Here is a 13,121-nt window from a genome sequence, read left to right as displayed (position 1 = left end):
GGCAGAAAGAATTGAATCTGAAGCAGAGGAGAAGATCATGAAAGCCGTATTTTTTGATTTAGACGATACACTACTGTGGGATGAGAAAAGCGTCAGAACAACATTTGCAGAAACATGTTTACAGGCCGAGAAAAAATATGGTCTTGACCCTGAGGAATTCGAAGCAGCTGTTCGGGAAGCGGCGAGAGAATTGTACATGTCTTACGAGACATACCCTTATACGGTGATGATCGGCATTAACCCATTTGAAGGGCTGTGGTCAAATTTCTCCGAGCCGATCAGTGAAGGATTTCAGAAGCTGAATAAGATTGTGCCGGAGTACAGACGAAACGCATGGACAAACGGCCTAAAAGCGCTTGGTGTCGACGATCCGGCATATGGTGAATATTTGGGAGAGTTTTTTGCAGCGGAACGCCGAAAACGCCCGTTTGTTTACGATGAAACATTTGATGTGCTTGATCAATTAAAAGGAAAGTATGAGTTGCTGCTTTTGACTAACGGCGATCCGAGTCTGCAAAAGGAGAAGCTCGCCGGCGTGCCTGAGCTCGCCCCTTATTTCAATGAAATTGTCATCTCAGGCGCTTTTGGCAAAGGGAAACCCGATGCTTCTATTTTCGAGCATTGCCTGCAGCTAATGAAGATCCAGAAAGAGGATGCCATCATGGTCGGCGATAATTTGAATACTGATATTTTAGGCGCTTCCAGAGCCGGAATCAAAACCGTTTGGATCAACCGGACGGATAAGAAAAATGAAACAGAAGTGACGCCTGATCACATCATCAGCAGCCTTCATGATTTGTTTCCTATTTTAGAACATAAATAAAAAAGCATGATCTCTTTCATGAGATCATGCTTTTTTGTATTATTTCTTCGCTTCAGCTACAGCCTTTTTCACAAAATCATCAAGTGAAATGGTTTCAGACTTCTGCTCTCCGTATTTACGGACGTTTACCGCACCGTTTTCTGCTTCTTGGTCACCGACCACAAGCATGTACGGAATTTTTTGCATTTGCGCTTCGCGGATTTTGTAGCCGATTTTTTCATCACGGCTGTCGACTTCTACACGCAGGCCTTCACGCTGGAGGCTCTCTTGTACTTGCTTCGCATAATCCAAATGCACAGCCGGAGAAACCGGGATGACTTGGAACTGAACCGGTGCAAGCCATGTTGGAAGTGCGCCTTTATGCTCTTCGATTAAGAATGCAACAAAGCGTTCCATTGTTGATACCACACCTCTGTGAATAACAACCGGACGATGCTGCTTGCCGTCTTCACCGATATATGTCAGATCGAAGCGTTCAGGCAGCAAGAAGTCCAGCTGAACAGTAGATAATGTTTCTTCCTTGCCGATCGCTGTTTTCACCTGAACATCAAGTTTAGGGCCGTAGAATGCCGCTTCACCTTCTGCTTCGTAATAGTCGTGGCCGATTTCGTCCATTGCAGATTTCAGCATGGATTGCGCTTTGTTCCACATTTCATCATCATCAAAGTATTTCTCTGTGTCTTCCGGATCACGGTAAGACAGACGGAATGTGTAATCATTTAAACCGAAATCTTCATATACATCCTGGATTAAACGGACTGTACGGATAAACTCATCCTTAATTTGATCCGGGCGTACAAAGATGTGTGCATCATTCAACGTCATTCCGCGTACGCGCTGAAGCCCTGACAGCGCACCTGACATTTCATAGCGGTGCATCGTTCCCAACTCCGCAATACGGATTGGAAGTTCGCGGTAGCTGTGAATGTCTTGTTTGTAAATCATCATATGGTGCGGGCAGTTCATCGGACGCAATACAAGTGTTTCGTTGTCCATTTCCATCGGAGGGAACATGCCTTCTTGATAATGATCCCAGTGTCCTGATGTTTCATACAGCTCTTTGCTTCCAAGCACTGGTGTATAGACGTGTTCATAGCCGAGGCTGATTTCTTTATCGACAATGTAGCGCTCGATCGTGCGGCGGATTGTCGCGCCTTTTGGCATCCAAAGCGGCAGACCTTGTCCGACTTTTTGAGAATTCGCAAACAGCTTTAATTCTTTGCCGAGTTTTCTGTGGTCACGCTCTTTTGCTTCTTCAAGCATGCGAAGATGCTCGTCAAGATCAGCTTTTTTGAAGAAAGCTGTTCCATATACACGCTGAAGCATTTGATTATTGCTGTCACCGCGCCAATATGCACCTGCAAGGCTTAACAGCTTAAACTCTTTGATTTTTCCTGTTGATGGAACGTGTACGCCGCGGCACAGGTCAAAGAATTCGCCCTGCTCGTAAATCGATACGGTTTCTCCCTCAGGAATCGCATCCAGCAGTTCAAGCTTCAGGTCATCGCCGATTTCCGCAAAGCGGGCTTTCGCTTCTTCACGGCTGACTTCTTTTCGAACGATCGGAAGGTTCGCATTGACGATTTTTTTCATTTCTTTCTCGATTTTCGGCAGATCCTCCGGCGTAATCGCTTCTTCCATTTCTACATCATAGTAAAAACCGTTTTCGATAACAGGACCGACACCGAAATTCACGTCTTTGTAAATGCGTTTAATCGCTTGTGCCAGCAAGTGAGCCGTACTGTGGCGCATAATCTCAAGACCCTCTTCTGATCCTTCAGTAATGATTTCCACAGTGCCGTCTTCGTTGATCGGCGTTTTCAAATCGATTTCTTTTCCGTTCAGTTTTCCGGCTAATGATTTCTTTTTTAATCCCGGACTGATGGATGCCGCGATATCTTCTGTTGTTGTTCCTTTCGCAAACTCCTTGACTGCTCCATCAGGAAATGTGATTTTTACCATATCTGACATCATTGTCACTCCTTTTTTGCATATAAAAACCCCGCCCCCTATGAAAGGGACGAGGTTGAATAAACGGAATCGTGGTTCCACCCTTTTTTCCGCAAGCCAATACACCGGCACCTGCGGCTCTAAACTCTGTAACGGGAGTTCCCGTCAGCTATTACTGTTCCTTATAAAGGGGTTCACAGCTGAAGTTCAAAGGCGGTAAAGCGAATGGTCCTTAGCTGGGAAGCTTGCAGCCGTGACTTCCCTCTCTTTAAGCCGGTATCATTCCTTCATGTCCTTATCAGTACGTGTGTCAATCTTAATCTCCTATGTATTATAAATTGTTCGTTCCAAAAAATCAACACGATTGTATTTCCTTTTTTTCAAGCGGCAGCCTTATGTTTACAGGCTGCCGGCACTTATCCCTCTGAGTGCTTGACCGGTGTTTCAGCGTTTGAAAACGCCTGAAGCGGAAGCATTTGCACACGCTCTTGAAATACGTTTTGAATCGTCCTTACCATCATATGCTCGGGCTGGTCTGTATAGAGAATCACCTCATCAGGCGCGATGGAGATCAGCGGCGCAAGCAAATGGGAGTCAATGTACATGGGATGATCCCGGACAAATCGCCTGTCTATGTATTTCATTTTTTCCCGTTCCGGCACATAGCGCATCTCCCACAGTGTAAATGAACCATCATGGACAATGTGCACCCTTTTGATTCGCGGCGGTTTAGCCATTACATAGTCTCTGAGTGTCTGAATAAAGTTTTGGTACTCCTGCTCCATCTTATATTCGTCTATTGCCGCTTCCACAGTTTCTCTAAGCTGTTCGTAGTACTGTCCGAGGCGAAAGGTTTGAAAGGAACGAATTGAAAATACCCCGTCCTCTAAACAAATCGTTTGGAGCTCATCTAAAATACACTGCTTGCGCGGCGGCTTCATCGGTTCAAACGGAAGAACATCAGCTTCTCCTTCTATAATACTGTGTGCGAGCTGAAGGATTTGCTGCTGCTCATCCTGGTCCGTGAAACAATACGTCTCTTCAATCAACGACAGCATATGCTCGTCTTCTTTGCAATCTAAAAAAAACTTGACCAGAATCGGCTCCATAAAACCCTGAATAGAGAAAGCCGGCTCAGCTTTTTCAATCCCGATTTTTCGTATGCCTTCACGGACAATGATGTTTTTCCGATCGTCCGAATGCTGAATGAGATGTAAAAAAGCGGCAGTATCATGGTCATCTTCAAAGATTATTTCAAGCATGTTTGTCCCCCCTTACGGCATCTGTTACAAGTATATGGGGGATGTTTTTAAAATAGACGTAAAGGTCACCGGCAAATCTTAATTTGATTCTTGAAACAAGCTTTGCATTTTCTTTCTGAAGATAAATGGCAGCGCCATAAAAATGATATAAAATCCGAGGACGAGAAAGAAGGCGGGCAAATTGCCCGTGAAAAAGCTTGCTCCCAGCACGTTCAGTGCAACGGTCCCAGGGATGATTCCCGCAGCCGTCGCCGCAAAGTATGGGAGCGGCTTGACATTAGAAAGCCCTGCCGCATAGCTGACGAAGTCAAAATTAATCGGAAGGATCCGCAGAAGAAAGATATAGAAAAAACCGTTTTCCTCCATCTGCTTCTGGATGTTTTCCAGCCTTTCGTGATGGCTGTTGGTTTTTGCCGCAAACAGACCGGCTGCAAAAAATGAGACAGCCGAAGCGCACATCGACCCAAATAGTGTGTAAAGCGTGCCGAGAATCGGGCCAAAGGCCAGACCGCCCGCAATAGAAATAACTGATACCGGAAATAATACAAGCGGCCTGACGATCGATATCCCGATAAAGATAAGCGGCGCAAAGATGCCGAATGATAAAACCCATATCCTGATTTCTTTCGGAGATAGATTTAAATACCTTTTATTTGCCCAAAAAATCAAGCCTGCTCCCGCAAGCACTGCCAGCCATTTAACAGCCGTTTTTAGTTTCATACCCTCAGTTCCTTCCCCTTTGAACCGCAGCGGTTATTAATGGCGGCGGTTTTCTCCGTCAAGACGGATAGGAGCAGCCAGATATAAAATTCGCTCCATTAATCTTGCCGCTTTCACTTCTTCCTTTTCTCCCCTTTGAGAATACGTAAAATGATGTTTCAGCTCATCAGGCGAGAAATTAGAAGAGAAGAAAGTCGGCAGCTGCTGGGACATTCGGTGCTGAAGCACTGTCCCGATGACTTCATCCCTGACCCAGCTCGTCATCGATTCTGCTCCGATGTCGTCGAGCATCAATACAGGCGTGGTTTTTACCATGTTCAGCTTTTCTTCCAACGAATGATCTTGAAGCGAATTTTTCAGCTCTCTGACAAATTCGGGCACATAGACGATCATGGAGGAATACTCTTTTTCCGCCAGCTCATTGGCAATAGCGGCGAGCATAAAGGTTTTCCCTACACCGAACTTGCCGTACAAATATAATCCTTTCCCTTTTCCCGTCTCATTATAGCTTTTCAGAAAATCCGTGACATGCTGGAACATTGCAAGTCTGCTCGGATCATTAATATCGACCTGCTGGAACGTCGCTCCGAGAAGATCCTGCTGAATATACATGCTTTTCATGAGGGACTTCTGTTTTTTCTGCTGATCGAGCTTTCGTTTGACCGGACATTCGTAATACTCGATATCAATAGAGCGGCCGGTCATCACAAGCTTCGGGTGGTAGCCCTCCAACAGATTATTGCTGTTTTCGTCTTCTGAACAATAAGAGCAGTGCTTGCTCTGTCCACTATATTCATAAAGCTTATTTAAGCTTCTTTCAATCATTTTTTGATCGATGACGTTTTCATTTTCCTTTAAAAATGCCTGAACGTCTTGATCCTTCATCACTTTTTCCTTCATTTGTTCAAGACGCTTTTGGAAATCCGGTCTGCCGGTTACGCCCTGCAGGGAACGGCTGATTGGTTCCATGTATTACTTCACCCCGCATCTCTGCTCTTAATAGGCAGAGTATTTTTTCAGTTTTTTCATTTCTTCCATCATCTTTTTCTTCTGTTCTTCCAAGTCCTGTTCTTGCAGCATTTGCTGTCCGGTTTCAGAATCGGAAGCCGTTTTCTTTTCTTTCATCCAGTCAGGAAGTTTTTCCTCGCGAATTACTTTTTGATTTCGTTTAGAAGATTGGCTCGTTTTCCCTTCAGCCCATTCGAGATACTGGCGGTTTTCTTCTATGGCAAGCTTCATCGCTTCTCTGACCGTTTTGACTTTTTTGCGCGCCCAATGGGAGGCAATTTTTTGTATATAGTTTTTCGACAGCTTCATGTCGGTTTTCAGCATGACGTAATAAATCAATACATTTGTGACGCCTGGCTCCAGCTTCTGTTCAAACATAATCTCTTCTATAATTTTCAAATCTGCTTTTGACGGTTCGGTTCCGTCCGCGATATCCTGAAGAAGCTTTTTCGGTGAGATGACCTCCAGCAATGCGATCAGCTCACTATCCAGCGAATCCTCTTCTGCCGCTTTTCCGCCTTCACGCAGATGTACCGGCTGTGTTTTCTCCACTAAGTCCGGCAGCTGTCCGTTCCTCTCGATTTGGTACCAGTCGCTTGCCGCTTTTCTTAAAGCTTCGGTGGTAATCACTTCATGCTCATCGATCGCGCTCATGACAACGTTTTGCATCTGCAAAGGATCAATGCCGTACAAATAAGAAAGCTTTTTAATCGTTTCCCGCACCTGCTGTGTCATTGCTTTTCTTGGAATCATCGTCTCCGAAAGCCCCGCTAAAAACAAATCAAAATCGAAAACATCCTCTGTAACAGTATAGGACGGAGCCTGTCCGACAGTTGTATACTCCCTTCCCGTCGCAAGTCTCACCGTTTCCTCCATATCGGATGTGAGCTTCCATTCACTCGGCTGCAGTGATTCAAACGCATGATTAAACGGCCTTGTAATGTCTTTGGCGTCTTCTGAAATCGCCGGATGCGTGAAAAATTGTTTTAACTGCTGATATTTTGTTTTTCCGACTCTGTTATACAGAAAAACGTTCAGCATGCCGTCTTCGAAAAATTCATTCGGCCGCAGCGGCGGCAGCAGTTCATATATAAAGAGACGCTCCTGCCGCTCGGATTCTTTCATATATACTTTTAGCAATCCGATGCCCTCGAGCTTTCCCTGTTCCTGATGGATCGTTTTCAAATTGGACTGGGTCATTCCCATCAGCTGTCTATGTGTGGATTCTCCGCCCCACAGACGGTTTTGTTCAAGTTCTCCCCACAATGTCATATAAAGAGAGAATGCAACAGGGCCGATTAAGGGCTGGTACAGTTGTGTAATAATTTGTCTGTCAATATCCTGCAGCATTGATTTGCTTTTCACCACATAAGGGTCTACAGGCAGTACATCTTTCCAATAGTCAGCCATACATTCTCAAACCTTCCGATTATGTTTCTACCTCTCATTTTACACCGTTTCGAATATCTATCAAATGCCAATTTTGCACATGAGAAAAGAGCTAGAAGAATCCTTTTAGCTCTTTAACGCTCTTTCTTTATTAAATCTTTTAATTCATCGATAAAGACATTAATATCTTTAAACTGCCTATAGACGGACGCGAACCGCACATATGCGACTTCATCAACCTTAGCCAGGCGGTCCATGACCATTTCTCCGACGAACTCGCTTTTCACTTCGGAACAGCCTTGATTGCGCAGTTCCTTTTCAATGTCAAAACACATATCTTCCAGCGTTTTGAGTGAAACAGGCCTTTTTTCACACGCTTTAATAAGGCCGCGCAGCATTTTTTCCCTGCTGAATTCCTCTCGCACGCCTTCTTTTTTTACAACGATGAGCGGGGTTTCCTCCACTTTCTCAAAGGTAGTAAAGCGGTAATGGCAGGCTTCGCATTCCCGTCTTCTGCGAATGGATTTTCCGTCATCCACAGGACGTGAATCGAGGACTCGCGTTCCGTTATGCTGGCATGAAGGACATTTCAATAAAATCAGCTCCCAACTATTTCGTTCCCTGCAATGTATATTCGGCAGCCTCCGGCTATAAAAAGATGTGACAGGCATCTGTCGGGAGAGCCGTTGTTTAGGCTGTGTCTAACAGCATCAGGCGGTTTATGACATATCTCTTTCTTATTTTACAAAAAAAACGGAAAAAGAAAAAGCTAGCCGCCCTTGTTTGTTCATAAAAATAAAAGGAGCATAAGCTAAAAAGCGCGTAACGGCTTTCTAGCTCCAGCTCCCTTTGTGTTCGTGTTTACTTTATAGGACTTTCGCTTGCGCCTGCTTAATCTGCACAGGCCCCATTCCTCTTGGTATTTCAATGTTTTCTCTTGTATCAGCATGTAATGCCTCTGCAATGTAGTCAGCAGCGACATTAGGATCTAAGTCTCCACAAGTATAAACATCAATGCTTGCATATCCGTGCTCAGGAAAACTGTGAATCGTTAAATGTGATTCAGAAATAATAACGACTCCGCTTACGCCCTGCGGTGCAAATTTGTGAAATGCAACCTCGCGCACCTCAGCTCCTGATTTTAAAGCAGCATTTACAAACGTTTTTTCAATAAAATCCATGTCATTCAGCTTATCAAAATCGCATCCCCATAGCTCGGAGATAACGTGACGCCCCATTGTTTCCATAGTCATGGACCCCCCTTAACAAGAATTAAAAAGTGAAGTTCCAACAACTGGGTCGGCTATTTACCACGGGGGAAAGTTAGTCCGGAGAGGTCCTAACCCTTTAAGTAATCCCGAAACAGTCTCAAGCAAGAAGTTCACGAAAAATAGTATACTGTGTTTAAGTCTAATTTGCAAGAAGCGTTTTTTCAGAAATATGCTGTTAAGGGTTTTTTCTTAAATTGTGTCCATGACCTTATTCTATACAGCAGATGGATGTTTCATTCGTGCCGCCACATGGCGGATGAGATCAACTACTCTGCATGAGTAGCCCCATTCATTGTCATACCATGCGAGAACCTTTACTTTCCTGTCTTCCATCACCATTGTCGTAAGCCCGTCAATAACCGCTGAATGCGGATTCGTATTATAATCTGTCGACACGAGCGGTTCATCCGAATAATCAAGCACTCCGTACATTGACGTTTTGGCAGCCTGCTTGAATGCTTCGTTTACCTCTTCTGCCGTTACATCCGTTTTCAAGTCGACAACAAGATCAACTAATGAGACGTTCGGAACAGGCACACGCAAAGCGAGACCGTGAAGCTTTCCTTTCAGGTGAGGCAGAACAAGCGAAAGCGCCTTTGCCGCTCCTGTTGTCGTCGGAATGATGGATTCACCGCATGCCCGGGCGCGGCGCAAATCTTTGTGCGGATTATCAATATTTTTTTGATCATTCGTATAAGCGTGCACTGTCGTCATTAGACCGCTCTCAATGCCAAATTCATCATCAAGCACTTTCACAACCGGTGCAAGACAATTTGTCGTGCATGACGCATTTGAAATAATCACGTGGCGTTCAGCATCAAATTGGTCTTCATTAACACCCATCACAATGGTAACGTCTTCATTTTTCCCCGGAGCGGTCAGAATGACTTTTTTCGCGCCCGCTTCAATATGTCCCATCGCTTTTTCTTTTGAATTAAACTTCCCTGTTGCTTCAATGACAATGTCAATATCATATTCCCGCCAAGGCAGCTGTTGCGGATCACGGCTGTTTAACAAGAGTACTTTTTTTCCATTCACAATCAGACTGTCTTCTCCAGCCTCAACCTCTTTGTCGTACCGTCCGTGATTTGTGTCATACTTTATTAAATGAGCCAGCGTTTCAGCCGAATAGCTGGCATTAATAGCCACTACTTGAATTTGATCGTCTAACATTGCTTTTCTAAAGACCATTCTTCCGATTCTTCCAAACCCGTTTATCGCTACTTTTACCTTCACGTTGGTCACCCCTCATCAATTATGTCATTCTAAATTGTTGTCATCTGAAATTAGTATAACACATTAAAAAGAATTCGCCAGTACATATTGATAAAAATCAACGATTATAACGTTAATTTATGATGTATCATACGTTTTCTTGCACACAATATGAGGATGAAGAATCAAAAAAGCAGACAGCGCTGCGCACTGCCTGCTTTATTTTCTTATGATTCCTGTTTCAATTTATCATTGAGCACACTTTCTTCTAATACAGAGAAAGTATCGCCGTATACCTTGTTGATATGATTCGCTCCCCAATCGCAGAGCATATTTAAAATGCCTTCTAAGCTGCGGCCGTATTCACTCAGTTCGTATTCCACTTTAGGAGGAACCTGATTGTACACGATACGGTTAATGACACCGTCAGCTTCCAGCTCGCGCAGCTGCTGGGTCAGCATTTTTTGAGTGATATTCGGCATTAAACGCTTTAACTCACTTGTTCGTTTTTTTCCGTGTGTCAGGTGGCATAAAATCACGCATTTCCATTTCCCGCCTATTACTTCAAGAGTCGCTTCAACTGAAATGTTATATTTTTTCTTCTCCATGCGGTTCACTCTCCTTACAGGCACCAAAAAGTGACTATAGCACTTAAAAGTACGTACTTTTCTTTTTTGATGATATCTTTCATAATCACATTTGCCGGCTGAATTGAATCTGCTCTTTTATTTATATAGCTTGTTCGGCAGAATTTCAATCATACAACACATAACAGAAAAGGAGGATCTTGAATGACTTCAGCCAATAAAAGCAGCATTCCTGCACTTCTGGCACTCGCCATTAGTGCATTCGCGATAGGGACAACCGAATTTATCAGCGTCGGCCTTTTGCCGTTAATATCTGATGATTTACACATTCCTGTAACAACAGCGGGATTGACCGTTTCGCTATACGCACTGGGTGTTACGTTCGGCGCGCCTATTTTAACGTCATTGACCTCAAGCATGTCACGAAAGACGCTATTGCTTTGGATCATGATCATTTTTATCGCCGGGAATACGATGGCCGCGTCGGCCTCAAGCATCGGGATTCTTTTAGCAGCACGTGTGATATCCGCTTTTTCACACGGTGTGTTTATGTCGATCGGCTCGACGATCGCAGCTGATCTTGTCCCTGAAAATAAAAGGGCGAGTGCGATTTCCATTATGTTTACAGGACTCACCGTCGCAACAGTAACCGGAGTTCCTTTCGGCACGTTTATCGGCCAGCAGCTCGGCTGGCGGTTTGCCTTTATGGTTATTATCGCCGTCGGCATTATCGCTGTCATTGCAAATGGCATTCTTGTCCCTTCCAATTTACGAAAAGGGACGAAAACAACGATGCGGGACCAATTGAAGCTTGTGACAAACGGCCGTTTACTGCTTTTATTTGTCATAACAGCTTTAGGGTACGGAGGAACATTTGTTGTGTTCACTTACCTGTCTCCCCTGCTTCAGGAAGTGACGGGCTTTAAGGCCGGCACTGTAGCCATTATCCTGCTCGTATACGGAATTGCCATTGCCATCGGCAATATGATTGGCGGGAAACTGTCCAATCGAAATCCGATCGCCTCGCTGTTTTATATGTTTATCGTACAGGCCCTCGTCCTGTTTACGTTAACATTTACGGCTCCTTATAAAATTGCCGGCCTCATTACGATTCTCTTTATGGGCTTGCTGGCCTTTATGAATGTGCCCGGCCTGCAAGTATATGTCGTCATGCTGGCTGAACGTTTTGTACCGAGCGCAGTAGACGTAGCATCCGCGATTAATATTGCAGCATTTAACGCAGGAATTGCCCTAGGATCTTTTTTGGGAGGCGTGATTACCGATTCCATCGGACTGATTCATACCGCGTGGATTGGAGCTTTAATGGTAGCAGGAGCCGTCATCTTAACAGGCTGGAGCCGTCTTCTGGAAAAACAGGATCGGCAGGCAGCCTAACATTTCAATAGGAGGAAACAAACATGACAACACATTTACAAGCAGCAGCAACACTTCATAACGGGGTGAAAATGCCGTGGTTCGGCCTCGGTGTATTCCAAGTGGAAGAAGGATCAGAACTCGTCAGTGCGGTGAAAACAGCCATTGTTCACGGTTACCGCAGTATTGATACTGCCGCTATCTACGGAAATGAAGCGGGAGTCGGGGAAGGCTTGCGGCAAGGAATTGAAGAAGCCGGCATCTCCAGAGAGGATCTATTTGTCACATCAAAAGTGTGGAATGCGGATTTAGGGTATGAGGAAACATTGGCGGCATTTGAAACAAGCCTGTCAAAACTCGGTTTGGAATATTTAGATCTATACCTCATTCACTGGCCTGTGGAAGGCAAATATAAAGAAGCTTGGAGAGCACTTGAAACACTGTATAAAGAAGGCCGTGTCAAAGCGATCGGAGTGAGCAATTTCCAAATCCACCACCTGGAGGATCTGCTGAAGGGTGCTGAAATGAAGCCTATGATCAACCAAGTGGAATTCCACCCGCGCCTTACGCAAAAAGAGCTGATGGATTATTGCAAGAAGCAAGGCATTCAAATGGAAGCATGGTCACCTTTAATGCAGGGACAATTGCTTGATCATCCCGAACTGACAGACATTGCAAAATCATATAACAAATCCGTCGCGCAAATCATTTTACGCTGGGATTTACAGCACGGCGTCATCACCATTCCTAAATCTACAAAGGAACATCGAATTAAAGCGAACGCGAACATATTTGATTTTGAATTATCACAGGATGACATGAACCGAATTGATGCGTTAAATGAAAATCTGCGCGTGGGTCCTGATCCGGACAATTTTGATTTTTAATCACAAAAACACCGTTCATAATGAACGGTGTTTTGTTATGCCCAGCAGCTGAGAATTTCCTCAAGCTGCTGTTTTGTCTCTTCCAGTGTGCCGCTATTATCTATAACGTTATCCGCTCTTGACACTTTTTCCTCTAATGGCATTTGGGAGCGGATCCGGCTAAGCGCTTCTTCCACCGTTAATTGGTTGCGCTTGGTCAGGCGTTCAAGCTGAAGCTCTTTTGTCACACTGACCACAATAATTTTATCCACTAAAGACTCCAATTTGCTTTCGAACAAAAGCGGAATATCTAATACTACAAATGTCTCCTGATTTGCAATGGACTCATCACGCCGCTTGAGCATTTCCTCTCTGACCGCAGGATGAACAATTGAATTCAAAGCAAGACGCTTCTGTTCATTTGTAAAGACCAGCGCCCCAAGCTTTCTTCTGTCTATATCACCATTTTCGAGCAGAATGTCTTCACCAAATTCGTCAATGATCTGCCGGTAGGCCGGCATCCCTATTTCTACCGCTTGTTTTGCAATGATATCCGCATCTATGACAGTGATTCCTTTATCTATCAGCATATTGGCAACCGTACTTTTGCCGCTTGCTATTCCTCCCGTTAAACCAATGACTAAGGTCAAGAGATC

General features: G+C 44.5%; 13 protein-coding genes. 3 read left to right on the top strand and 10 right to left on the bottom strand.

The genetic code is table 11. The annotated features are described in order from the left end of the window. Positions 1-37 precede the first annotated feature (37 nt). Positions 38-823: an HAD family hydrolase gene (locus LNN34_RS01045; RefSeq protein ID WP_044153932.1), complete on the top strand. Its 786-nt coding sequence runs from the start codon at positions 38-40 to the stop codon at positions 821-823. Positions 824-862: 39 nt separating this feature from the next. Here LNN34_RS01045 and thrS read toward each other — a convergent pair whose 3' ends face one another. From thrS to LNN34_RS01000, 9 genes are all read right to left on the bottom strand, one after another. Then, the gene (gene thrS, locus LNN34_RS01040) at positions 863-2,794 is read right to left on the bottom strand and encodes a threonine--tRNA ligase (RefSeq protein WP_229042554.1); all 1,932 of its coding nucleotides are present in this window, start codon (positions 2,792-2,794) and stop codon (positions 863-865) included. Positions 2,795-3,189: 395 nt separating this feature from the next. After that, a complete protein-coding gene (gene ytxC / locus LNN34_RS01035) occupies positions 3,190-4,035 on the bottom strand; it encodes a putative sporulation protein YtxC (RefSeq protein WP_044153929.1) in 846 nt (281 codons plus the stop codon). Positions 4,036-4,113: 78 nt separating this feature from the next. After that, on the bottom strand, positions 4,114-4,755 hold the full coding sequence (locus tag LNN34_RS01030) for a TVP38/TMEM64 family protein (RefSeq protein ID WP_044153927.1): 642 nt from the start codon (positions 4,753-4,755) through the stop codon (positions 4,114-4,116). Between the two features lie 36 nt (positions 4,756-4,791). After that, on the bottom strand, positions 4,792-5,724 hold the full coding sequence (gene dnaI / locus LNN34_RS01025) for a primosomal protein DnaI (protein ID WP_059335577.1): 933 nt from the start codon (positions 5,722-5,724) through the stop codon (positions 4,792-4,794). A 27-nt stretch (positions 5,725-5,751) separates the two neighbouring features. Continuing rightward, positions 5,752-7,173, bottom strand: a complete 1,422-nt coding sequence (gene dnaB / locus LNN34_RS01020) for a replication initiation membrane attachment protein DnaB (protein WP_059293438.1) — start codon at positions 7,171-7,173, stop codon at positions 5,752-5,754. 113 nt (positions 7,174-7,286) lie between these two features. After that, positions 7,287-7,745 (bottom strand): transcriptional regulator NrdR, encoded by a 459-nt coding sequence (gene nrdR, locus LNN34_RS01015; RefSeq protein WP_010335260.1) that lies wholly within the window; start codon positions 7,743-7,745, stop codon positions 7,287-7,289. 273 nt (positions 7,746-8,018) lie between these two features. Further along, positions 8,019-8,399 (bottom strand): adenosylmethionine decarboxylase, encoded by a 381-nt coding sequence (gene speD, locus LNN34_RS01010; RefSeq protein WP_003223584.1) that lies wholly within the window; start codon positions 8,397-8,399, stop codon positions 8,019-8,021. Positions 8,400-8,636: 237 nt separating this feature from the next. Continuing rightward, on the bottom strand, positions 8,637-9,659 hold the full coding sequence (locus LNN34_RS01005) for a glyceraldehyde-3-phosphate dehydrogenase (protein ID WP_202657607.1): 1,023 nt from the start codon (positions 9,657-9,659) through the stop codon (positions 8,637-8,639). 206 nt (positions 9,660-9,865) lie between these two features. Then, entirely contained in the window at positions 9,866-10,246 is a 381-nt protein-coding gene (locus LNN34_RS01000) for a winged helix-turn-helix transcriptional regulator (protein WP_044153912.1), read from the bottom strand. A 183-nt stretch (positions 10,247-10,429) separates the two neighbouring features. On the opposite strand from LNN34_RS01000, the gene LNN34_RS00995 reads away from it, so the two are divergent. Further along, positions 10,430-11,620, top strand: a complete 1,191-nt coding sequence (locus LNN34_RS00995) for an MFS transporter (protein WP_059352209.1) — start codon at positions 10,430-10,432, stop codon at positions 11,618-11,620. A gap of 23 nt (positions 11,621-11,643) precedes the next feature. Further along, positions 11,644-12,486 carry an aldo/keto reductase gene (locus tag LNN34_RS00990; RefSeq protein ID WP_106293453.1) on the top strand — a complete coding sequence of 281 codons (843 nt, stop codon included), beginning with the start codon at positions 11,644-11,646 and terminating at the stop codon, positions 12,484-12,486. Between the two features lie 35 nt (positions 12,487-12,521). Here LNN34_RS00990 and coaE read toward each other — a convergent pair whose 3' ends face one another. Further along, positions 12,522-13,115 (bottom strand): dephospho-CoA kinase, encoded by a 594-nt coding sequence (gene coaE / locus LNN34_RS00985; RefSeq protein ID WP_059293434.1) that lies wholly within the window; start codon positions 13,113-13,115, stop codon positions 12,522-12,524. Positions 13,116-13,121: the final 6 nt, after the last annotated feature.

This window comes from Bacillus sp. AF23 (assembly GCF_020861455.1).
GTDB classification, from domain to species: Bacteria; Bacillota; Bacilli; order Bacillales; family Bacillaceae; genus Bacillus; species Bacillus halotolerans.
This window is presented reverse-complemented; position numbering and strand designations above follow the sequence as displayed.

Coding starts and splice junctions, on each gene's coding strand:
- LNN34_RS01045 (WP_044153932.1), top strand. CDS start 38: ATGAAAGCCGTATTTTTTGATTTAGACGATACACTACTGTGGGATGAG.
- thrS (WP_229042554.1), bottom strand. CDS start 2,794: ATGTCAGATATGGTAAAAATCACATTTCCTGATGGAGCAGTCAAGGAG.
- ytxC (WP_044153929.1), bottom strand. CDS start 4,035: ATGCTTGAAATAATCTTTGAAGATGACCATGATACTGCCGCTTTTTTA.
- LNN34_RS01030 (WP_044153927.1), bottom strand. CDS start 4,755: ATGAAACTAAAAACGGCTGTTAAATGGCTGGCAGTGCTTGCGGGAGCA.
- dnaI (WP_059335577.1), bottom strand. CDS start 5,724: ATGGAACCAATCAGCCGTTCCCTGCAGGGCGTAACCGGCAGACCGGAT.
- dnaB (WP_059293438.1), bottom strand. CDS start 7,173: ATGGCTGACTATTGGAAAGATGTACTGCCTGTAGACCCTTATGTGGTG.
- speD (WP_003223584.1), bottom strand. CDS start 8,399: ATGGAAACAATGGGGCGTCACGTTATCTCCGAGCTATGGGGATGCGAT.
- LNN34_RS01000 (WP_044153912.1), bottom strand. CDS start 10,246: ATGGAGAAGAAAAAATATAACATTTCAGTTGAAGCGACTCTTGAAGTA.
- LNN34_RS00995 (WP_059352209.1), top strand. CDS start 10,430: ATGACTTCAGCCAATAAAAGCAGCATTCCTGCACTTCTGGCACTCGCC.
- LNN34_RS00990 (WP_106293453.1), top strand. CDS start 11,644: ATGACAACACATTTACAAGCAGCAGCAACACTTCATAACGGGGTGAAA.